This is a genomic window from Pseudomonas sp. SR18 (assembly GCF_023701505.1).
Lineage (GTDB): Bacteria > Pseudomonadota > Gammaproteobacteria > Pseudomonadales > Pseudomonadaceae > Aquipseudomonas > Aquipseudomonas cyclaminis.
In genome coordinates this window covers 80,148-101,569 of the sequence record NZ_JAMQAU010000021.1, presented here as the reverse complement: position 1 = coordinate 101,569, position 21,422 = coordinate 80,148, and the positions used below count along the sequence as shown (strand labels likewise).

Here is a 21,422-nt window from a genome sequence, read left to right as displayed (position 1 = left end):
GGCCTTGAGCTTGAACTCACTCGAATAAGATTTACGCATATCCAAACACCTCAAATTTGGGCGCTATCATAGCGCCCGAATGAAGTGTCCAAAATCATTAGGCCAGTTCAAGCCCCCTCCCACATTTAAATCGCGGGTCATCAATTAGATACGCGTCGGCTATCAGGTTGTCACGGGGGCAAGCCCCCTCCCCCCTTCTTATCCGGTTTCTTCAGTCAAGGTTCGCCCAGCAGCAACCCTTGCTCCCGCGCGCACAGTTCCACCACGTAATCCCACAACACCCGCAATCGTACTGACTTGTGCAGCTCCCGACGCGAACTGATCCAGTAGCTACGCTGGATCCCCTCCCCCGGCAACACAGCCACCAGATCCGGGTCGCCCGAGGCCATGAAGCACGGCAACACCGCAATGCCCAACCCGGAGCGCGCCGCCTGGTGCTGGGCGATGACGCTGGTGCTGTGAAACACCACTTTGGGATTGCGGCAGAAGCTGCTGAGGAGTTTCAGCTCCTGGCTGAACAGCAGGTCGTCGACGTAATCGATCCAGGCATGGGCGGCGAGGTCTTCGCGTTTTTCGATGGGTGGGCTGCGGTCCAGGTAGGCGCGGCTGGCGTAGAGCGCCAGGCGGTAATCGGTGAGTTTGCGGGTGACCAGTTGATCGACGCTGGGGCGTTCGAGATGGATGCTGATTTCCGCTTCGCGGTTGAGGATGCTGACAAAGCGCGGCACCGCCACCAGCTCCACCTCCAATCCCGGATAACGGTCGAACAACCCGCCCATGCGACTGGCGAGGAACATCACCCCCAGCCCTTCAGCCACGCCAAGGCGAATCTTGCCCAGGGGCGCGGCGCAATGGGTGAGTTCGTCTTCGGCCAGCAGTGCGACGTTTTCCATGGCTTCGGCGTGTTTGAGCAGCGCTTCGCCGGAAGGCGTCAGCTCATAGCCTTGGGCATGCTGCACGAACAACGCGGTGCCGAGGCTCTTCTCGATGGCCTCGATATGCCGGGCCACGGTGGCGTGGGTGGTTTTCAGGCGTTGCGCAGCGGTGAGCAGGCGGCCGCTGCGCTGGAGCTCAAGAAAGAACCGCAGGTCATTCCAGTCGAACATGTCGCCTCCATTCCATCAGCCAGGGCAGCGCTGTTTAAAAACGCACAGCAGCTGGGTAAAAACTAACATTTTTAAGACGAAAACTAACAACTAGGATGGAGCCAATAAGAAAAACAAGCGAGACCTCAGATGCCCATTGCAGCTGCTGAATACGATTACGTGGTAGTAGGCGCCGGCCCCGCAGGCTGCCTGCTGGCCAATCGACTGTCCGCCAACCCCGCCCACCGCGTGCTGCTGCTCGAAGCCGGTGGCCGCGACAATTACCCCTGGATCCATATCCCGGTCGGCTACCTCTTCTGCATCGGCAACCCGCGCACCGACTGGTGCTTCAAGACCGAAGCCCAGGAAGGCCTGCAAGGCCGTGCCCTGAGTTACCCGCGCGGCAAGGTGCTGGGCGGCTGCTCGTCCATCAACGGCATGATCTACATGCGCGGCCAGGCACAGGACTACGACGGCTGGGCCGCTGAGGGCAACCTCGGCTGGGCCTGGAAAGACGTGCTGCCACTGTTCAAACAAAGCGAAAACCACTTCGCCGGTGGTTCCGAGTTCCACAGCGACGGCGGTGAATGGCGCGTCGAGCAGCAGCGCCTGTCGTGGCCGATCCTGGATGCGTTTCGCGAGGCGGCGGCGCAAAGTGGCATCGCCAATATCAATGACTTTAACGAGGGCGATAACGAAGGCTGCGGCTACTTCCAGGTCAACCAGAAGGCCGGCGTGCGCTGGAACGCCGCCAAGGCGTTTCTCAAGCCTATTCGCCAACGTCCCAATCTCACCGTGCTGACTGAAGTCGAAGTCGACCGCGTGGTCCTGGAAAACGGCCGCGCCTCGGCAGTGGTCGGGCGTCAAAACGGCCAGCAGATGAGCTGGAAGGCGCGCAAGGAGATCGTGCTGTGCGCCGGCTCCGTGGGCTCGCCGGGCATTCTGCAACGCTCCGGCATCGGCCCGTCCAGCGTGCTCAAGCCCTTGGGCATCGACGTGTTGCATGAACTGCCTGGCGTGGGCGGCAACCTGCAGGATCACCTGCAATTGCGGCTGATCTACAAGCTGGAAAACGCCCGCACCCTGAACCAGATCGCCGGCACCGTGTGGGGCAAGATGGGCATGGGCCTGCGCTACCTGTACGACCGCAGCGGCCCGCTGTCGATGGCACCCAGTCAGCTCGGCGCCTTTGCCCGCTCCGGCCCGGAACAGACTTCGGCCAACCTTGAATACCACGTGCAGCCGCTGTCCCTGGAGCGCTTCGGCGAACCGTTGCACGCGTTCCCGGCGTTCACCGCCTCGGTGTGCGACCTGCGCCCGCAAAGCCGTGGCCGTATCGATATCCGCTCGGCCAACCCGGCGGATGCGCCGCTGATCCGGCCCAACTACCTCAGCCATCCGCAAGACTTGCGCGTGGCCGCCGACGCGATTCGCCTGACTCGACGCATCGTCGCCGCCCCCGCCCTGAGCCAGTTCAAACCGGTGGAATACCTGCCCGGTGATTCGCTGCAAACCGAAGAGGAACTGCACGAAGCCGCCGCCCGTATCGGCACGACGATTTTCCACCCGGTGGGCACCTGCCGCATGGGCAGCGACAAAGACGCAGTGGTCGATGCGCAACTGCGGGTGCATGGCGTGCCCGGCCTGCGCATCGCTGATGCCTCGGTCATGCCGCGCATCACCTCCGGCAACACTTGTTCACCCACGCTGATGATCGCGGAGAAAGCCGCGCAGCTGATCCTTTCGCCGCCTACAAGGAGCCTCGCCCCGGAGAAAGAACTGGTTCATGCAATCTGAATAGCGGCGCCGCACCTGGCGCCGACAGTGGAACAACAATAAATAATCACTGTGAGGGCTACCCGATGTCAGAACATGCTCAACCCTTGGGCTCGACGGTCAACACCGCCAGCACCACCAACGACTCAAAAAAGGTCATCTTCGCCTCGTCCCTGGGGACGGTGTTCGAGTGGTATGACTTTTTCCTCTACGGCGCCCTGGCGGCCGTGATCAGCAAGCAGTTCTTTGCCGGGGTCAACGACACCACGGCGTTTATCTTTGCCTTGATGGCCTTCGCGGCCGGCTTTGTGGTGCGCCCGTTTGGCGCGCTGGTATTCGGCCGCCTGGGCGACATGATCGGGCGCAAGTACACCTTCCTCGTCACCATCATCCTGATGGGCGTCGCCACCTTCTGCGTCGGGCTGCTGCCGACTTACGCCAGCATCGGCATCGCGGCGCCGATCATCCTGATCGTGCTGCGCATGCTGCAAGGCCTGGCGCTGGGCGGTGAATACGGCGGCGCGGCAACCTATGTGGCCGAGCATGCACCGGCCGGCAAACGTGGCCTCAATACCAGCTGGATTCAATCCACCGCGACCATCGGCCTGCTGTTGTCGCTGCTGGTAGTGCTGGCCTGCCGTTACTTCACCGGTGACCAGTTCGAAGTGTGGGGCTGGCGGATTCCGTTCCTGTTTTCCATCGTGCTGCTGGGCATTTCCACCTGGATCCGCATGAGCCTGCACGAGTCGCCAGCGTTCCTCAAAATGAAAGAGGAAGGCAAGGCCAGCAAGGCGCCGATCCGTGAGTCGTTCGGCAAATGGGAAAACCTCAAGGTGGTGCTGATTGCGCTGTTCAGCATCAACGGCGGGCAAGCGGTGACCTTCTACGCGTCGCAGTTCTACGTGCTGTTTTTCCTCACGCAGTTCCTGAAGATGGACCCGGCGCTGGCCAACATGCTGCTGATTATCAGCGTGGTGATCGGCGCGCCGTTCTTTATCTTCTTTGGCTGGCTGTCGGACAAGGTCGGCCGCAAGCCGGTGCTGATGCTCGGCCTGCTGCTGGCCACCGTGCTGTACTTCCCGATCTTCAAGAGCCTGGCGCACTACACCAACCCGGCGATGGACCAGGCCAGCACTCAAGCCCCCATCACCGTACTCGCCGACCCGGCCACCTGCACCTTCCAGTTCGACCCGGTGGGCAAGGCGAAATTTGACAGCCCGTGCGACAAGGTCAAGACCTTCCTGGTCAAGCAAGGCCTGCCCTACAGCAGCGCCGCCGCACCCGCCGGCAGCCCGGTGCAGGTGAGCGTGGGCGAGGTGCGCATCGACGGTTTTGACGAAAAGGCCCTGCGCGGCGCCGTGACCCTGGCCGGTTATCCGACTTCGGCGGATGTGGCTCAGGTCAACAAGGTTATGGTGGTGGTGCTGATCGTCGCACTGATCCTGATCGCGGCCATGTGCTACGGCCCGCTGGCGGCGCTGATGGTGGAATTGTTCCCGACGCGCATCCGCTATACCTCGATGTCCTTGCCCTACCACATCGGTAATGGCTGGTTTGGCGGGTTCCTGCCGACCGTGTCGTTTGCGCTGGTGGTGTACACCGGGGATATCTTCTACGGGCTGTGGTACCCGGTGGTCGTGACCGGGGTAAGCCTGATCGTGGGGATGATCTGCCTCAAAGAAACGCGGCATGTGGATATCGATAAAAACTGATCCCGAAGATCCCCTGTGGGAGGGGCTTGCCCCCGATAGCGATGGTACAGTCAGCGTTGCAGTGACTGGTATGCCACTATCGGGAGCAAGCCCCCTTCCACATTCATTCCCCAGCGCCTACATAAATAGCTGTATATCCATACAGATAACAGTTGCTCAATTCCCTTCTTATGCCCATCCTGCTCTCCATTCAACTGTGAAACGAATGGGCTGACCATGCGGCTGTACCTCTGTGAAAAACCCTCCCAGGCCAAGGATATCGCGGCCGTGCTTGGCGCCAGTCGCCGGGGCGACGGGTGCTGGCTGGGCAATGGGGTCACAGTCACCTGGTGCATCGGCCATCTGCTGGAAACCGCTCCGCCCGACGCCTACGACGAAAAGTACAAGCGCTGGGTGCTGGCCGACCTGCCAATCGTCCCGGAAAAATGGAAGATGCGGGTCAAGCCCAAGACCGCCAGCCAGTTCAAGGCAGTCAAGCGCCTGCTCGGGGAAGCCCAGGAGCTAGTGATCGCCACCGACGCCGACCGCGAGGGCGAGATGATCGCCCGCGAGTTGGTGGAGCACTGTCGTTATCGCGGGCCGATCCAGCGTTTGTGGTTATCGGCGCTGGATGACGCTTCCATTCGCAAAGCCCTGGCAGCGCTCAAGCCGGGTGCCGAAACCTTCAGCCTGTATCACTCGGCCCTGGGCCGCTCCCGTGCCGACTGGCTGATCGGCATGAACATGAGTCGTCTGTTTACCTTGCTGGGGCGTCAATCCGGTTATCAAGGTGTGTTGCCGGTAGGCCGGGTGCAAACCCCGACCCTGCGCCTGGCTGTGGACCGCGACCGCAGCATCGCCGATTTCGTGCCGGTGGCTTATTGGGCCATTGATGTGGACCTGCGTCACGAGCGCATGACCTTCACCGCCCAGTGGCGTGCCGCCGAAGACGCCTGCGACGATCAAGGCCGCTGCCTCAATCCTCAACTTGCCCGTGAAGCCGCCGATGCGATGAGCAACGCCGCCAGCGCACGCCTGGTAAAACTGCGTACCGAACGCATGCGCGAAGTGGCGCCCCTGCCCTTCGACCTCGGCACATTGCAGGAAATCTGCTCCAAGAAGCTCGGCCTCGGCGCCCAGGAAACCCTGGACATCGCCCAATCCCTCTACGAAACCCACAAGGTCATCACCTACCCACGCAGTGACTGCGGCTACCTGCCCGTGAGCCAGCACAGCGATGCGCCGAAGATTCTTGCCGCTCTGGGCCGGGCCGACGCAGCGGTCAACGAGCTGATGCCCCATATCGATCCCCAACGCCGCTCGCGGGCCTGGAACGACGCCAAGGTCAGCGCCCACCACGGCATCATTCCAACGGGCGCCGGCAAGGACGTCGGGCAGCTCACAGGCAAACACAGAGCGGTGTACACGCTGATTCGTGCGCGCTACCTGGCGCAGTTTCTGCCCAACCATGAATACGATCGCACGCAGGCGGATTTCGACTGCGCGGGCTTTGCCTTGCGCGCGGTGGGCAAGGTGGTGATCGAAGCAGGCTGGAAACGCGCCTTGCCCGAAGCCCTGGCGCCGACCAAGGGCCGTGAAGCCCCCGCACCACAAGCCTTGCCGACGTTGGTACAGGGCCAGGACTATGCCGTGGCCAAGGTCAACCTCAAGGACTTGTGGACCCAGCCGCCCAAACCCTTTACCGAAGGCGACCTGATCAAGGCGATGAAAAACGTCGCCAAGCTGGTGGAAGACCCCCTGCTCAAGCAAAAACTCAAGGACACCACCGGTATCGGCACCGAAGCCACCCGCGCCGGGATTATCCAGGGCCTGCTCGACCGAGGTTACCTGGTGAAAAACGGCAAGGCGCTGTCGGCCACCCCGGCGGCGTTCAGCCTGATCGACGCTGTGCCTCGGGCCATTGCCGACCCTGGCACCACTGCCATCTGGGAGCAGGCACTGGACATGGTGCAAAGCGGTGAAATGAGCCTGGAAGAATTCGTCGCCAAGCAGGCGGCGTGGATGAGCAAGCAGGTGGCGCGCTGCAATGGGATGCGCATGACCATTACCGGGCCGGCGAGCCCCGCGGGTCGAGGCGCCACGCCGTGGAAAAAGAAGCGCAAGGCCGCCCCACGTAAGATCGCCGCCAGCCCCAAGCGAGCTAAAAAGCCAACAAATGCAGGCTAAATGCAGAAAAAATCCGGCGAATGACGTTTTTCGACGGGTTTAGCGCCGCTTTGGACCTTGCTCCCGCGTTGGACGTCTAGGATTCTGTAGGGACCTGCTGATTTCCTAACAACAACACCGGAGTGGCCGCCATGAAAACCGTTGCACAAGTGCTCAAAGCCAAGGACCAGAAGAACCAGGACGTCCACACCATCCAATGGGACCACACCGTGTTTGAAGCGCTGGTGCGGATGTCGGAGAAAAACGTCGGGGCCTTGCCGGTCGTCAAGGAAGGCGTGGTGGTGGGGATCATCAGCGAACGTGATTACGCGCGCAAACTCATCCTCAAAGGCCTGTCTTCGGTGACCACCAGAGTCGATGACGTCATGAGCTCACCCGTGATAAGCGTCAACACTCATAAGAGTGTCGAGGAATGCATGAACATCATGACCGACAGTCACCTGCGTCACCTTCCCGTCGTGGAAGACGGCAAGTTGCTGGGCCTGCTGTCCATCGGCGACCTGGTCAAGGAAGCCATTGCCGAACAAGCCAATCTGATCAAACAACTGGAGCAATACATCCGCGGCGAATAGGGAGCCCCCATGCTCGACAGCCTGCAACACCAGGAAGACCACCTCGACACCCTGCACCGCGCCATGGCCGAACGGCGCTTTCTGGTGCTGACCGGTGCGGGGATCAGCACATCGTCGGGCATCCCCGATTACCGTGACAGCGAAGGCGTGCGCCGGGGCAAGGCGCCGATGATGTACCAGGAATTCCTCGCCACCCCACAAGCCCGCCGCCGTTACTGGGCGCGTGCGATGCTGGGGTGGCCGAGGGTGCGTATTGCCGAGCCGAACAAGGCGCACCTGGCACTGGCGACCCTGCAACAACGCCAGCAAATCAGCGGACTGATCACCCAAAACGTCGACACCCTGCATGATCAAGCAGGCAGTCACGATGTGATCGAACTGCATGGCAGCCTGCATCGGGTGCTGTGCCTGGATTGCCAGCAACGCAGCGAGCGCGATGTGATCCAGCAACTGATGGAAGGCCAGAATCCCTACCTGGCTGGCGTCGACGCGGTGCAGGCACCCGATGGCGATACCCTGCTTGATCCTGCGTTTGAAGAGCGCTTCCTGGTTCCGAGTTGCCCCCATTGCGGCGGCCAGCGGCTCAAGCCGGACGTGGTGTTTTTTGGCGAGAACGTCGCTCAGGACACCGCAGCCAAGGCAATGGCTGCCGTGGAGCACGCCGAGGGGTTGCTGGTGGTGGGTTCATCGCTGATGGCGTATTCGGCGTTCCGCCTGTGCAAAGCCACGGTTGAACAAGGCAAACCGGTGATCGCCATCAACCTCGGCAAGACCCGTGGGGATGAGTTGTTGCAGGTAAAGATCCAAGCGTCGTGCGAGCGGTTGTTACCCCTGCTTGTCGATCGATTGACCTGACCTGCCGCAAGCCCGCTCGCCACAAAAGCGCCTTTACGGCTTGACCGTCAGCTCCAGAAAATGACGCCCAAGTCACGTTTTCCCGCATTTCCCCGTCCCCACGGCAATTTATGTAGTGACTAAAAATAATCACTACATAATCGTTGACGTAACCTTTTTGTCCTTGCATTATCGAGACGTCTCCCGGATCGGGAGCGTTGGTAACAAGCGTTTTGAAAGAGCTCGTCTGACCGCCGAGCTGTTTTTTCCGGATGTGCACTGCCCACAAGGCAGCTTGATGAAGCTGACCCGTCTCGAAAGGGATAGGTACAAGGAGCTCAAACGCTGCTTGTCTTCGTTATGAAAGCATTGCGTAGCAGTTCATCAGCAAGACTACATGCATCAGGTTCAAGACCCTGCCCGTATTCGGCAGACCGTCACTGACGCCCGGCTTTCAACGCCGGAGACAACTAAGCAGTTTTAACGGAATCAACTGATAGATCGCCAACTGGTCAAGGGGCTTACACATGAATCTGAACAACCAACCAACTATCGACGAATTGGCTGAGATGTTCGCAGCGCAGAAAGACACACTCGACGACCATATCCTGTGGATTGGCAAATCGGGCGAAGTGCAACTTGACTGCCTGGAGCCCAATACCGAAGAAGCCGAGTTTGACCGCAATAACCGTGAGCTGGCAGCGCGCCTGAAGGTGTATCGCCGTGGCCAGGGTTATGTCGGCAAGAAGGCCGCGGCTGATCGCAACTTTATCGAGCAGGTCTTTCATACATTGAATACCGAATGGCAGAACCTTAAAGGCCAGTCGCAAGTCAAGGTGATTGATAGATACTGCTGATCACTCAGCATTAAACATTCAAGCCCGCTCGTTAGTTCGAGCGGGCTTTTTAATTGCACTCTTACAACACTGCCGGAAATCGTCCTTTGCCGGCTTCGTCGCGAAAAATATCAAACAACACTTGTGCCGCCGCCGACAGCTCATGCCCCGGCTTGGTGAGCACACCAATCGGCCGCTCGATCACTGGACTGTTCAAGGTGATGCAATGGGCACCTGCCTCTTCCATCTGCCGTGTACACAATGCAGGCACGGCACTGACGCCCAGGCCACTGGCAACCATCTTGCCCACCGTTGCCAATTGATGGCTTTCCAACGCCACGGGCAGTTTCATCTGTAAGGCGCCCAAGTGTTCTTCCAGCATTACCCGCACCGTGGACGGCCGCTGCAAGGTGATGAACGGCTGTTCCAGCAAGGTCGCCCAATCGATCTCGGCACATTGCGCCAGAGGTGAATCACCCGGCACTACGGCAATGAAACGATCCAGGTACAACGGCGTGAACGCCAGTGACGAGCCTTCCGACGGCTCAAACGCTACGCCCAGTTCCACCTGGCGGTCGCGGACCATTTCCAGTACCTGTTCGTTGATCAAGTCGTGCACCGTCACATTCACCTGGGGGTAACGTGCGCGGAATATCTTCAGGATCGGCGGCAGCAAATTGCCCGCAAACGATGGCATCGCCGCCACAGTGACCCGTCCGCGTTGCAGGGTGAACCGTTGGCGCAATTCGTCCTCGGCATTGTCCCAGTCGGCAATCAGCCGGCGCGCCAGGGGCAACAGGGATTCACCTTCCGGCGTCAGCGCGACATTGCGGGTGTTACGGCTGAACAAGCGGCCGCCCAAGCCTTCCTCCAAACCTTTAATGGTCAGGCTCAACGCCGATTGTGAGAGGTGCAAGCGCTCGCACGCAGCGGCAAAACTCAGGCTTTGGGCCACGGCGAGAAACGCACGCATCTGCTTAACGGTCATGACGCTGCTCCGAACGGGAATGGACTATGCTGTTTTCTAAATCAATCAACCTTAAAAAACAACTTAACAAATCAATCCGTCGGCGCAACACTCGGTTCATTGGCTGGCCCACACACAATAACTAGAGGTGCATATGGCAGGTTTCGATAAACGCGTGGCGTCCTACGAGGAAGCGCTGGCAGGCCTGGAAGACGGCATGACCGTGCTCTCCGGCGGTTTTGGCCTGTGCGGTATTCCCGAGAACCTCATCAATGAGATCAAGCGCAAAGGCACCCGCGACCTCACCGTGGTTTCCAACAACTGCGGCGTCGACGGTTTCGGCCTGGGCGTGCTGCTGGAGCAAAAGCAGATCAGTAAAGTGATCGCCTCCTACGTAGGTGAAAACGCGCTGTTCGAGAAGCAACTGCTCAGCGGCGAGATCGAAGTGGTCCTCACCCCTCAAGGCACCCTCGCGGAGAAAATGCGCGCAGGCGGCGCCGGCATCCCGGCCTTCTTCACCGCCACCGGCGTCGGCACGCCAGTGGCCGAAGGCAAGGAGACCCGCGAATTCAACGGCCGTCCGTACCTGATGGAAGAGTCCATCACCGGCGACTTCGCCATCGTCAAGGGCTGGAAAGCCGACCACTTCGGCAACGTCATCTATCGCCACACTGCCCAGAACTTCAACCCGCTGGCCGCCACTGCCGGCAAGATCACCGTGGTTGAAGTCGAGGAAATCGTCGAACCGGGCGAGCTGGACCCGGCGCAGATCCACACCCCTGGCATCTACGTCGACCGGATCATCTGCGGCACGTTCGAGAAGCGCATCGAACAGCGCACCGTGCGCAAATAATCCGCCTGCGGCCCTAAGAATAAGAGGAACACAACCATGGCTCTGACCCGCGAACAAATGGCTCAACGCGTCGCCCGCGAAATGCAGGACGGTTTCTACGTAAACCTCGGCATTGGCATTCCGACCCTGGTGGCCAACTACATCCCCGAAGGCATGGAAGTGATGCTGCAATCGGAAAACGGCCTGCTTGGCATGGGCCCGTTTCCTACGGAAGAAACCATCGATGCCGACATGATCAACGCCGGCAAGCAGACCGTCACCGCACGCGTCGGCGCCTCGATCTTCTCCTCCGCCGAGTCCTTCGCGATGATTCGTGGCGGCCACGTCGACCTCACCGTGCTCGGTGCGTTTGAAGTCGACGTACTCGGCAACATCGCCTCGTGGATGATTCCTGGCAAGTTGGTCAAAGGCATGGGCGGCGCCATGGACCTGGTGGCCGGCGCGGAAAACATCATCGTGATCATGACCCATGCTTCCAAGGATGGTGAGTCCAAGTTGCTCAGCCAATGCAGCCTGCCGCTGACCGGCGCCAACTGCATCAAGCGTGTATTGACGGACCTGGCATACCTGGAAATCGAAAATGGCGCTTTTGTCCTCAAGGAACGCGCACCTGGCGTCAGCGTTGAAGAGATTGTGAGCAAGACCGCCGGTAAACTGATCGTCCCGGACCACGTTCCAGAAATGCACTTCCAGTGAGGACAGATTCCATGCAAGACGTCGTGATTGTTGCTGCCACCCGCACCGCCGTGGGCAGCTTTCAAGGTTCACTGGCCAACATCCCGGCACCGGAACTGGGCGCCGCCGTGATCCGCCGCCTGCTGGAGCAGACCGGCCTGGACCCGGCCCAGGTAGATGAAGTGATCCTCGGCCAGGTGCTTACCGCTGGCTCGGGCCAGAACCCCGCGCGCCAGGCCTCGATCCTCGCCGGCCTGCCACACGCTGTGCCAGCCATGACCCTGAACAAGGTCTGCGGCTCGGGCCTCAAGGCCTTGCACCTCGGCGCCCAGGCCATCCGATGCGGCGACGCAGACGTTATCATCGCCGGCGGCATGGAGAACATGAGCCTCGCCCCGTACGTATTGCCGGCCGCACGCACCGGTTTGCGCATGGGCCATGCCAAGATGATCGACAGCATGATCAGCGACGGGCTGTGGGATGCATTCAACGACTACCACATGGGCATCACCGCCGAGAACCTGGTGGACAAGTACGGCATCAGCCGTGAAGCCCAGGACGCCTTCGCTGCCGCCTCCCAGCAAAAAGCCAGCGCGGCCATCGAAACCGGGCGCTTCGCGGATGAAATCACGCCGATCCTGATCCCCCAGCGCAAGGGCGACCCAGTCGCCTTCGCCGTGGATGAACAACCGCGTGCCGGCACCAGCGCCGAATCCCTGGCCAAACTCAAACCCGCATTCAAGAAAGACGGCAGCGTCACCGCCGGCAACGCCTCCAGCCTCAATGACGGCGCCGCCGCCGTGCTGCTGATGAGTGCCGACAAGGCCAAGGCACTAGGCTTGCCGGTACTGGCACGTATCGCCAGCTACGCCAACGCCGGCGTCGACCCGGCGATCATGGGCATCGGCCCGGTCTCGGCCACCCGCCGTTGCCTGGACAAAGCCGGTTGGAAACTGAGTGACCTGGACCTCATCGAAGCCAACGAAGCCTTTGCTGCTCAAGCATTAGCCGTGGGCAAAGAGCTGGAATGGGACGCTGAAAAAGTCAACGTCAACGGCGGCGCCATCGCCATCGGCCACCCCATCGGCGCTTCAGGCTGCCGTGTGCTGGTGACCCTGCTGCATGAAATGATCAAACGCGACGCCAAAAAAGGCCTGGCAACGCTGTGCATCGGTGGCGGCCAGGGCGTAGCCCTCGCTCTCGAACGCAGCTGATATTGACGATCTGTGGTGCGCGGGCTTGCTGTGGTGAGCGGGCTTGCCGCGCTGGGCTGCGAAGCAGCCCCAATAGGAGTATCTCTTTTATATCGGCATTTTCAGTCCGAGCGCGGCACCGCAAACACCGCATTCGCCCGCGCCACCACTTTGTCCCCCACCTGCAGACTCACCGTCCCAAACGCCATCTGCCGCCCACGCTTGTGATGCTCCAGCCGCACCACAATCCACTCCCCCACCTGCACCGCGCCAAGGTAATCCACGGTCATGCTCGCAGTGATCAGCGGCAACGGCGGCTCACTGGAAAACGCCATCGCATAGCCCATGCCGATATCCGCCAGCGTCGCCAATACCCCGCCATGCACCGTGCCGCGCCCATTGGCGTGGCGATTGTCGGCGCGCAGGCCGACCTCCAGTTGCAAGCCTTCACCCCGGCAATACGCCGGGCCAAGCAGGTCAAGCAATGGGCTGCTGCGAGGCAGTGGAACAAATCCTTCAGGCACGGCGTGAGCAATCATGGCAAGTCTTCCTTGGAGTCAGGCTTGACGTGTACGCCACGCTCCGAACGCTAGCCATCACCATCAGCCGCACAAATCTTGCGCGATGCTTTGCGTTAATCCGCCAGACCGGCTTTAATCGCCGCCCATTTCCCCGCACACCTCAAGGAACAGCAATGCGCCATCAGGACGGCAACCTTCACTCGCTTCGCGCGCCTCTGTTGATTTTGCTGGCCGGCATGGCCCTGGTCGGTTGCTCGCCCAAGGATCACTCCCGCGCCACGGTGGTCAATGGGGAACAAGGCAAGGCCGGCGCCCAATTGGCCTATGAGCATGAGCTGACCCTGGCCCTGCCCGGCGCCCTACTCGTGCCACGGATGCAGGCCACCCGTGAGGCCTGTGAAACGGCGCGGTTCGGCACGTGCAATATCCTGGGGATCACCGAAGACAGTAACGGTGGCGAGATGATCCTGCGTATCGCGCCAGCGGGTGTTGAGCCAATGGTCGCCATGGCGGCTGAAGGCGGCACGCTCGGCCAGCGCATCACCACCGCCGAAGACCTGGCCGATGCTGTCGACGATGTGAATCGCCGCCGGGACCGTCTGCAAGCCCAGCAAAACCGCCTTGATGAACTGGCCAAGCGCAAGGACATCACCGTCAGCGACCTGATCGTCTTGAGCAAGGAACAGGCCGGCATCGAAAACGACCTGCAGGCGCTGGCCCAGATTGCCGCCGGCCAGCAGCGCCGCCTGGATACCAACCGTGTCACCCTCAACTTCCGCTCTTCGGACGGCGCGAACCAACCGTCACGCTTCAGCCGGATGTTCAGCAACCTGGGCACGAATATGGTGGAAGGCACGGCTGACGCCCTGGAACGCGCCAGCTACGTCCTGCCCTTTGTGATCCTGGCGTTCCCGGTGGTCTGGTTGTGGGTGTGGCTGTGGCGCAGGTTTGTGCGCCGCCGCCCCTGATCAGCGCTTCATACAGCGCTGATAGCGCTCATCCACGCGCTTGGCGAACCAGGCCGTGGTGAGGTTACGGGTGATCTTCGGGCTCTTGAGCACAATGCCCGGCAAGATCGCCCGTGGTAGCGGTTTACCGGCAGCCTTGTCGGCCAGGGCAAACACGCGCTTATAGAGCGTGGTGTCCTCAAAATCCAACTGTTCGCCCTGCTCCAACTGGCTACGGATGCTGGGGTTGCGCATATCCAGCTTGGCGCCCAGGGAGCGCACTGCCAGCTCAGTGGTGCCGGGCAGCAGTGAGCCATAGCGGATCAAATCCCCGTCCAGCGCCAGCTCAGTGCCGGAAGCCCGGCTGACCGCCGCCTGGAACGCCGCGTTGCGGCTCGCATACCAACCTGCATTGAAATCGGCAAAGCGGTACAGCGGCTGGTCGTAATTCACTGGATAACCGAGCAAATGGGCGATGCCAAAGTACATACCGCCACGGCGGGTGAAGACCTCCCGACGAATCGTGCCATCCACCGTGTAGGGATAACCCCGCGCCTGTTTCTGTGCAAAGTCGATGCTGACCTGCATGGGGCCAGCGGTGTGCACCGGGTTGAAGCCGCCAAACAGTGTATTGCCCAAGGGCACCATGCTGATGAAGTCATCGAAGATGCCGCTGAGGTCTTTCTCGGTGCGGGCAGCATTCAACCGGTCGGCGTAGGACTTGCCGGTGGGCGACCTCAATTGCAGCGCGCTGCGCACCACGAAGGCCGGCACATGCACCTTGCCAGCGCGGCGCAGGATCTCGTCCTGGGCGATCTTGCCCATATTGGGCACGGGCGGGTCGACCTGATAGGTCGACTCCTGCTCCGTCACCGCCAGCACAGCGCAGATATTCTCGGTGCTGGGGTAGATTTTCTGGGTGTCGAAAGCCGTGTAGATATCCTGAGCCCAACCATTGCGATCCGCCACCTTGGCCGGGAGCAGGCGCACAATCTGCGCCTTCACCTCGGCCTCGCTGCGCTCCGGTTGCTGCGGGCCGCGTGAGGTGGAGCAACCGGCCAGCACCAGCAAGGGGATGAGGCACAGGATCAGGCGGCGTGGGGACATGGGGCTTCCTTGAAGAACAATGGGCCGAGCGTTGCGGATATGGACAGGTAAGTCTAACGCGGGTTCGTCAACTCGCCCTCTCGCCAGCCCGAGCCGATCATGACAGGATCTTTCTTCGACCATTCGTACAAGGAGTTTGAATGCCATGCTGAGCCTGAACTTCCTCGTCACCCACCGCGACCGTCTGTCTTCGCAATGAATCACGTGTTTCACTGCTGCGTTTGCAGGGCTGGAATTAGGCCTTGCGTTTGCGCGTCACAAAAGGCTTTTTTCAAGCTGACAAAAGCTGTCGAAGCTTCCCACGTGGACGCCGGATAAGCTCTACAGCTTCCCCCTGAAAACCTCTGCAAAGTCCCTCGCCTGAATACACAGTGCGAGGGATTGCAGATGGTTCTTTTCGTTAAGGCCCTGGTTGACGGGGCTGTCTCATGATCAACGCCACCAGCCAAGCCATTGGGTATCTGGTGCTGGCGGCCATGGATTCAAAGACGCGTGACGTCGAGTCCGTGCTCAGTGATTTCCGCAGTTGCCTCAATCACTACGATGCCTGGGCCGAAAGCTTTTTCAGTTTTTCGGCGCTGGATATCGAGCAGGTGTTCAAGGTTGGGGATGAGGTGGCGCTGGTGGCGCCGATCAACCGCTCCCTCTTCCCCAGTGCGACCGTTGCACAGTGTCCAGCCAGTGGGACGTTGACGCTGGTGCATATGTTTCAAAGTTCACGCTTCGTGCCCATTGGCAATACGCCGGTGGTGCTGCAGCGCATCGACCCAAACGGCGGCCCATTGGGCGAGCCCATTCATAAAACCATTGGCCCCAGCGGCATTCTTGAAATCAAAGAATGTGATCGCAACCAGCAGTACCGGGTCAGCTTCTACCCCAACGTTTCCAAGGAACACTTCAAGGCGCTCTACGCATCTTATCAGTCGGTGATCACGCCACTGGAAGCGTGGTTGCGTACTGAATGGAGCGAAACGTTTGAACCATTGTGGAAGGGCTATTCCGAGGCGGACTTCCTAAAGCGCTATCTCTCATTGCATCAAGCCTATGCCCGTGGGTTCGGCGACGCGCTGTACACACTCTGGGACAACCTCCAGCAGCTTTGCCAATGGCTGAGCGACCCCTTGGCCAACGCCGAAAAGCTGCTGCAATACCTGACCCAGGATGAATTTGAACAGTTACTGGCGTTGAGCACAGAGACCATCGCCAAGGGCCTGCTGGTGCTCAGTGATGAGCCCTTGATGTTCATCCATCTGGCCGCACTGGTCAGCTGGATGAGGATGTTGCCGCCTCCGTACATGAACGAAATGCTGGGGGAGATCGGTGCCGAGGTGCTGATCTATCTACTGCTGGGGCTTGCTACCGCGGGCATGGGCATGGCGGTGCGTATGAGCACGAAAGTGCTCGGCAGTATCAAGTCTCAACGTGTACGCAAGTGGCTGGAGCAAATAGCCAAACAGTTTGGCACCGCTCAACTGGATGGCCATGCCGAAGCGCTAAAGCCGGTGTTGTTCAAGAGTGAGGCTGTGCCAATCAAGGTGGTACCCGCTGCGCCGTTGAAGGCTGGGGAGAATCTGGTTTCGAACGCGGTGCCGGCGGTTCGCGGCAAGACACAGCGGACGGTGTTGGTTCGCCAGGAACATGTCGACGACGCGCCTGCCGTGGCGACGAATCCGAAGGGGGATGCTGCTGCGGCTTCGGATAAGACCGTGACCAACGGGTGTCCGGTGTCGATGGTCACCGGCGAAGAATTACTTACGCTGACTGACGGTGTTTTAGACGGGATTCTGCCGTTTGAGTGGACACGGTTGTATCGCACCAGTGCGGTGGAAATGGATGTCGGGCTGGGGTTTGGCTGGAGTCATTCGCTGGCGCATCGGCTTGTTGTGTCAGGTAATTCGGTGGTGTGGACGGATCATGAGAACCGCTCGACTGAGTTTCCACTGCCGACAGTTGCTCGACCTGCAATCACCAATAGCCTGGCTGAAGCGGCGATTTATCTGGGGGATTTGCCGGATGAGTTGGTGCTGGTACAGGCGTCGCGGTTTTATCACTTTCGCGATGGGGTGCTGGTTTCGATCAGTGATGCGTATGACAACCGGCTGCGGATTAGTCGGGACCATTTAGGGCGCATTGAACGGCTGGATAACGGTGTCGGTTTCGCGCTGTTTTTACGCTATGAGTCGGGCCGCATTGTGGCGGTGGACTACCAGGTTCAGCGGGCCAAGGGACATGCGCCTTACGTCTGGATCACAGAGCACAGCGTTGTTTCCTACGTCTACGACGACATTGGCCGACTGATCTCAGCGACCAATGCCGTCGGCGAAAGCGAGGTTTATCGCTACGACGACCAGCACGTGATTCTTGAGCGCGGGTTGGCCGGTGGGGCGAGCTTCTTTTGGGCGTGGGAACGGTCTGGCAAAGCGGCGCGATGTGTCCGGCATTGGGCCAGTTTTTCGCAGATGGATACGCGGTATGTGTGGGGGGATGACGGCAGTGTTGTGGTGCACAACGCTGATGGCAGCCAGGAAGTGTATGTCCACGATGACCGCGCACGGCTGGTGCAGCGTATTGATCCGGACGGTGCCGAACATTTCAAATCCTACGACGATAAAGGCCGGCTGACGGTCGAGCAGGACCCGCTGGGTGCGGTGACGGCGTATCAGTACGACGAGGCCGGACGCTTGGTGGCGTTGTTTCCGGGGGACGATGAGCCCACTTCCTACGAGCATGACAACGGCTTCGTACGGGTTGTAAGGCGAGGCTCAGCGGTTTGGAAGTACGAGCGCAACGATCAGGGCGACGTGACGCGTAGGACCGATCCCGACGGTCACATCACCGACTACAGCTACAACAAATACGGGCAACTGATTGGGGTGTGGTACCCCGATCACAGTTGCCAGCGGCTGGTGTGGAATGATCGCGGCCAGTTGGTTGAAGAGCAACTGCCCAACGGGGGCATCAAGCGCTATCGCTACGACGACCTGGGCCGCCAGATTGCCCGTGAGGATGAACAAGGCGCGCTGACCCAATACCAGTGGGATGCAGCCGGTCGGCTGACTCGCCTCGTACTGCCCGGCGGCGCAACGCGGGAATATAGCTACAACCCCTACGGAAAAATCACCGCCGAACGCGATGAACGGGGCCACGTTACCCGCTACGAATACGCGGACGGCCTGCACCTGATCAGCCGCCGCATCAATGCTGATGGCAGCCAGGTCAAGTACTGCTACGACAACGCGCGTCTGCTGCTGACCGAGATTGAAAACGAAGTCGGCGAAACCTATCGGCTGGCTTACCACGCCAACGGCCTGATCCAGCAGGAAGTTGGTTTTGATGGCCAGCGCACGGCCTACGTCTACGACCTCAATGGCAACCTGCGAGACAAAACTGAATACGGCGATGATGGCAGTCAGTTGGTTACCCGCTATGAGCGCGACCATGCCGGTCGTCTCGTACGAAAAATCCTGCCAGACGGCAACAAAATCGATTACGCCTACGACCGCCAAGGCAATCTCCTCAGCGTCGACGACGGTCACTGGGCGCTGGCCTACGAGTATGACGTCCAGAACCGTCTCACTGCCGAACACCAAGGCTGGGGCACCTTGCGCTATGGCTATGACGCCTGCGGCCAACTTCAACACCTGCGCCTGCCAGACAACAACCGTGTGGCGTTCAACCATGCCAAAGGCGGGCATCTCGCCACGGTAAAGCTCAACGGTAAGCCCCTTACCTCGCACCTGTTCAAAGCCGGTCAAGAACACCAGCGCCAACAAGGCCAACTGCTCAGCCACTACCACTACGACGACCAACAGCGCCTGCACGCCCATGCCGTAACACAGCAAGAACACCACCTGCTCCAACGCCACTACGACTACGACAGATCCGGAAATCTCACCCGCCTCAACGACACCCGCAAAGGCGAACACCACTACCACTACGACCCGTTGAATCGCCTAACCCGCGCAGACCACTCCCAAGACCTACAGGAACGCTTCGGCCACAACCCGGCGGGCAACCTGCTCATGCAAGACCGCCCCGGCCCCGACATCGTCGCCGGCAACCGCCTGATGATCCAGGGCGACCGGCATTACGACTACGACGCCTTCGGCAACCTGATCGGTGAACGCAGAGGCAAAGGTCACCAACTGGTCACCCAGTACCGTTACGACTGCCAGCACCGCCTGATTGCCGTCACACAACCCAACGGGCAAACCGCCAGCTACCGCTACGATCCGTTTGGACGGCGTATCAGCAAGACTGTCGACGGTTTAACCACGGAGTTCTTCTGGAAAGGCGACAAGCTGATTGCCGAGCACCATGCAGATCGCCACCGCAGCTACCTTTACGAACCTGACAGCTTTCGACCCTTGGCGCTGCTGGACGGCTTCGGCCCAACCGACACCCAGCCCTACCACTACCAACTCGACCACCTCGGCACGCCACAGGAACTCACCGACCCCGACGGCGAAATCGTCTGGTCCGCGCACTACCGCGCCTACGGCCAGATCAGTCGTCTCGACAAAAGCAAAATCGACAACCCGCTGCGCTTCCAGGGTCAGTACTTTGATCAGGAAAGCGGGCTGCACTACAACCGTCATCGCTACTACAATCCGGATATTGGGCGCTACCTGACGCCAGACCTGGTGAAGTTGGCGGGCGGGATCAACGCGTACCAGTACGTGCCCAATCCTACCGGGTGGGTGGATCCACTGGGGCTGAGCTCTTGTCCGGGTGAGGACGGGTGTAAACGTAAACAATGGTCTAAAACTGATGGCCCAAACGAACAGGTCAAATTTGATACTCAGTCGCCATTACCTCCTGCGCCACATAAAAAACGTAGTTACCTGTATCGTGGAGATTTGAGAGAACCGGATGAGATATTTGAAAAAGGGTTTGAAAGCAGAGGAGAAAGCACCAATCTTTTCCTGCATTCTTTAAATAACGCCAGCCCGCCAAGTAACTTTGTTCCTACCTCAACATCTAGGAAACAAGCCTTGGTATTTGCGTCAGGCTTCGGATTTGAGGAAGGTTTTCTATACACACTCAGAAGAATCCAAGGAAGAGACGTGAATAAGGAGCTAGGCACACGATCAAAGCACCAGAATGAAGTAGAAATCGCTATACCTGGACGTATAGATTCTAAAGACATTTTAGGAGCCTCACCGGTCAACGAAGACGGCTCCTTCAAGGGATACACAATATTGAACCCCAAGAGAGAATACCCATGAAGTCACGTGAAATAACCATTATCCATAACGGCATACGTGACAGCGCAGTAGTCGAATACGAAGCGGGAAAGCCAACACTTAGTCTGCTTTTGAATAATGGCGAACGAAAAACCTATACAGCACCAGACCTGTTCGAAAGCTTTGGCTTATTGAGAGCCGAGTTGAAAAATATTAGTTTTTTGTGCAAAGGATCAAAAATCAATGTTCACACATCTGGAATGTCCTCACATATGTCGAATGGCCTTATTGCCTACGAACTGACTATGGGCAACCCAGACGGCGAATTCGTACATATTTTTGCTTACGAGGAACGCAACCTCACCAACGACATTCAGCAACAACGTGATTTCTGCCAACGCTGGTCCGAATCAATTCAAGATTAATAACCTCAGCTCAACCTGCGTTGGGCTCCGAAGCAGCTCCCTCAGACAGATGCGAACCCGGTGAAGTTGGCGGGTGGGATCAACGCGTACTACCGCTTTCCCTAAGTGAGCACACAATGCTGAAATGTCCATTCATGAATACTCCTTACATCCCAAATATCTCTCACTTATTAGGAGCCCTATCGATATACGACCTTGAAAATACAGCTGGAAAAAAACTTCGGAAGTACAACCCCAACAATGAAAAGGATAGAGAAACCATCATAATTACCTTTATCCTAAAGGACCTTATGTATCTCTCATATAGGCATCGCTTCGCACTAATATCTGCACTCAGGGACACACTAAACAGATCCGATTTTGATTTTTCGAAAGAGTTCGAAAGCGATTACGACGAATACAGAACTATGGCTTGGAACGAAACTGAAATCGCCGACCCTCGAGGTTTCTTCGCCGACGTTTACCGCCTAGCTAATGAGGTCTGGAAAGATGATCTCCAAAAAGCCAGCCTTGAAGACCAGTCAGTCTGGCGAGAACGGAATTAAATTTCATACTTATAAGCTCGTG

At 59.2% G+C, this 21,422-nt stretch carries 17 protein-coding genes; 13 read left to right on the top strand and 4 right to left on the bottom strand.

The window, feature by feature from the left end; all coding sequences use genetic code 11:
• Positions 1-215: 215 nt before the first annotated feature.
• A complete protein-coding gene (locus NDJ82_RS24710; RefSeq protein WP_099585088.1) occupies positions 216-1,106 on the bottom strand; it encodes a LysR family transcriptional regulator in 891 nt (296 codons plus the stop codon).
• Positions 1,107-1,235: 129 nt separating this feature from the next.
• Between NDJ82_RS24710 and NDJ82_RS24705 the strand changes: the two genes are divergently transcribed.
• From NDJ82_RS24705 to NDJ82_RS24680, 6 genes are all read left to right on the top strand, one after another.
• Positions 1,236-2,882, top strand: coding sequence for a GMC family oxidoreductase (locus NDJ82_RS24705; protein ID WP_158876485.1), 1,647 nt, complete (start codon positions 1,236-1,238; stop codon positions 2,880-2,882).
• 65 nt (positions 2,883-2,947) lie between these two features.
• Entirely contained in the window at positions 2,948-4,573 is a 1,626-nt protein-coding gene (locus tag NDJ82_RS24700; protein ID WP_158876487.1) for an MFS transporter, read from the top strand.
• 216 nt (positions 4,574-4,789) lie between these two features.
• Positions 4,790-6,739 (top strand): DNA topoisomerase III, encoded by a 1,950-nt coding sequence (locus NDJ82_RS24695; RefSeq protein ID WP_250926486.1) that lies wholly within the window; start codon positions 4,790-4,792, stop codon positions 6,737-6,739.
• A gap of 131 nt (positions 6,740-6,870) precedes the next feature.
• A complete protein-coding gene (locus NDJ82_RS24690; protein WP_250926485.1) occupies positions 6,871-7,311 on the top strand; it encodes a CBS domain-containing protein in 441 nt (146 codons plus the stop codon).
• A 9-nt stretch (positions 7,312-7,320) separates the two neighbouring features.
• On the top strand, positions 7,321-8,166 hold the full coding sequence (locus NDJ82_RS24685) for an NAD-dependent protein deacetylase (protein ID WP_250926484.1): 846 nt from the start codon (positions 7,321-7,323) through the stop codon (positions 8,164-8,166).
• Positions 8,167-8,672: 506 nt separating this feature from the next.
• Complete coding sequence (locus tag NDJ82_RS24680) at positions 8,673-9,002, top strand: hypothetical protein (protein WP_032886651.1); 330 nt, start codon at positions 8,673-8,675, stop codon at positions 9,000-9,002.
• A gap of 61 nt (positions 9,003-9,063) precedes the next feature.
• On the opposite strand, the gene NDJ82_RS24675 is transcribed toward NDJ82_RS24680, so the two are convergent.
• Entirely contained in the window at positions 9,064-9,969 is a 906-nt protein-coding gene (locus NDJ82_RS24675; RefSeq protein WP_250926483.1) for a LysR family transcriptional regulator, read from the bottom strand.
• A gap of 133 nt (positions 9,970-10,102) precedes the next feature.
• On the opposite strand from NDJ82_RS24675, the gene NDJ82_RS24670 reads away from it, so the two are divergent.
• From NDJ82_RS24670 to NDJ82_RS24660, 3 genes are read left to right on the top strand one after another with little or no spacing between them, the layout of a single operon-like run.
• Positions 10,103-10,801, top strand: a complete 699-nt coding sequence (locus tag NDJ82_RS24670) for a CoA transferase subunit A (protein WP_017530493.1) — start codon at positions 10,103-10,105, stop codon at positions 10,799-10,801.
• A gap of 36 nt (positions 10,802-10,837) precedes the next feature.
• Entirely contained in the window at positions 10,838-11,497 is a 660-nt protein-coding gene (locus NDJ82_RS24665) for a CoA transferase subunit B (protein ID WP_099585096.1), read from the top strand.
• Between the two features lie 11 nt (positions 11,498-11,508).
• Positions 11,509-12,690, top strand: coding sequence for an acetyl-CoA C-acetyltransferase (locus NDJ82_RS24660; protein ID WP_099585097.1), 1,182 nt, complete (start codon positions 11,509-11,511; stop codon positions 12,688-12,690).
• A gap of 101 nt (positions 12,691-12,791) precedes the next feature.
• On the opposite strand, the gene NDJ82_RS24655 is transcribed toward NDJ82_RS24660, so the two are convergent.
• Entirely contained in the window at positions 12,792-13,208 is a 417-nt protein-coding gene (locus NDJ82_RS24655; protein ID WP_099585098.1) for a PaaI family thioesterase, read from the bottom strand.
• A gap of 155 nt (positions 13,209-13,363) precedes the next feature.
• Between NDJ82_RS24655 and NDJ82_RS24650 the strand changes: the two genes are divergently transcribed.
• Complete coding sequence (locus NDJ82_RS24650) at positions 13,364-14,158, top strand: DUF4349 domain-containing protein (protein ID WP_191960521.1); 795 nt, start codon at positions 13,364-13,366, stop codon at positions 14,156-14,158.
• On the opposite strand, the gene NDJ82_RS24645 is transcribed toward NDJ82_RS24650, so the two are convergent.
• Positions 14,159-15,244 carry a DUF1615 domain-containing protein gene (locus tag NDJ82_RS24645; RefSeq protein WP_112194501.1) on the bottom strand — a complete coding sequence of 362 codons (1,086 nt, stop codon included), beginning with the start codon at positions 15,242-15,244 and terminating at the stop codon, positions 14,159-14,161. It lies immediately after the preceding gene.
• Between the two features lie 428 nt (positions 15,245-15,672).
• On the opposite strand from NDJ82_RS24645, the gene NDJ82_RS24640 reads away from it, so the two are divergent.
• The 3 genes from NDJ82_RS24640 to NDJ82_RS24630 all read left to right on the top strand — a co-directional run bounded on the left by NDJ82_RS24640 (position 15,673) and on the right by NDJ82_RS24630 (position 21,400).
• A complete protein-coding gene (locus tag NDJ82_RS24640) occupies positions 15,673-20,472 on the top strand; it encodes an RHS repeat-associated core domain-containing protein (protein ID WP_250926482.1) in 4,800 nt (1,599 codons plus the stop codon).
• Positions 20,469-20,855 carry a hypothetical protein gene (locus tag NDJ82_RS24635; protein WP_250926481.1) on the top strand — a complete coding sequence of 129 codons (387 nt, stop codon included), beginning with the start codon at positions 20,469-20,471 and terminating at the stop codon, positions 20,853-20,855. Before NDJ82_RS24640 ends, NDJ82_RS24635 begins: the two co-directional genes overlap by 4 nt.
• 134 nt (positions 20,856-20,989) lie before the next feature.
• Positions 20,990-21,400: a hypothetical protein gene (locus NDJ82_RS24630; RefSeq protein WP_250926480.1), complete on the top strand. Its 411-nt coding sequence runs from the start codon at positions 20,990-20,992 to the stop codon at positions 21,398-21,400.
• Positions 21,401-21,422: the final 22 nt, after the last annotated feature.

Bases quoted from the DNA above. Each gene is read 5' to 3' on its own strand.
- NDJ82_RS24710 (WP_099585088.1), bottom strand. From the start codon at position 1,106: ATGTTCGACTGGAATGACCTGCGGTTCTTTCTTGAGCTCCAGCGCAGC.
- NDJ82_RS24705 (WP_158876485.1), top strand. From the start codon at position 1,236: ATGCCCATTGCAGCTGCTGAATACGATTACGTGGTAGTAGGCGCCGGC.
- NDJ82_RS24700 (WP_158876487.1), top strand. From the start codon at position 2,948: ATGTCAGAACATGCTCAACCCTTGGGCTCGACGGTCAACACCGCCAGC.
- NDJ82_RS24695 (WP_250926486.1), top strand. From the start codon at position 4,790: ATGCGGCTGTACCTCTGTGAAAAACCCTCCCAGGCCAAGGATATCGCG.
- NDJ82_RS24690 (WP_250926485.1), top strand. From the start codon at position 6,871: ATGAAAACCGTTGCACAAGTGCTCAAAGCCAAGGACCAGAAGAACCAG.
- NDJ82_RS24685 (WP_250926484.1), top strand. From the start codon at position 7,321: ATGCTCGACAGCCTGCAACACCAGGAAGACCACCTCGACACCCTGCAC.
- NDJ82_RS24680 (WP_032886651.1), top strand. From the start codon at position 8,673: ATGAATCTGAACAACCAACCAACTATCGACGAATTGGCTGAGATGTTC.
- NDJ82_RS24675 (WP_250926483.1), bottom strand. From the start codon at position 9,969: ATGACCGTTAAGCAGATGCGTGCGTTTCTCGCCGTGGCCCAAAGCCTG.
- NDJ82_RS24670 (WP_017530493.1), top strand. From the start codon at position 10,103: ATGGCAGGTTTCGATAAACGCGTGGCGTCCTACGAGGAAGCGCTGGCA.
- NDJ82_RS24665 (WP_099585096.1), top strand. From the start codon at position 10,838: ATGGCTCTGACCCGCGAACAAATGGCTCAACGCGTCGCCCGCGAAATG.
- NDJ82_RS24660 (WP_099585097.1), top strand. From the start codon at position 11,509: ATGCAAGACGTCGTGATTGTTGCTGCCACCCGCACCGCCGTGGGCAGC.
- NDJ82_RS24655 (WP_099585098.1), bottom strand. From the start codon at position 13,208: ATGATTGCTCACGCCGTGCCTGAAGGATTTGTTCCACTGCCTCGCAGC.
- NDJ82_RS24650 (WP_191960521.1), top strand. From the start codon at position 13,364: ATGCGCCATCAGGACGGCAACCTTCACTCGCTTCGCGCGCCTCTGTTG.
- NDJ82_RS24645 (WP_112194501.1), bottom strand. From the start codon at position 15,244: ATGTCCCCACGCCGCCTGATCCTGTGCCTCATCCCCTTGCTGGTGCTG.
- NDJ82_RS24640 (WP_250926482.1), top strand. From the start codon at position 15,673: ATGATCAACGCCACCAGCCAAGCCATTGGGTATCTGGTGCTGGCGGCC.
- NDJ82_RS24635 (WP_250926481.1), top strand. From the start codon at position 20,469: ATGAAGTCACGTGAAATAACCATTATCCATAACGGCATACGTGACAGC.
- NDJ82_RS24630 (WP_250926480.1), top strand. From the start codon at position 20,990: ATGAATACTCCTTACATCCCAAATATCTCTCACTTATTAGGAGCCCTA.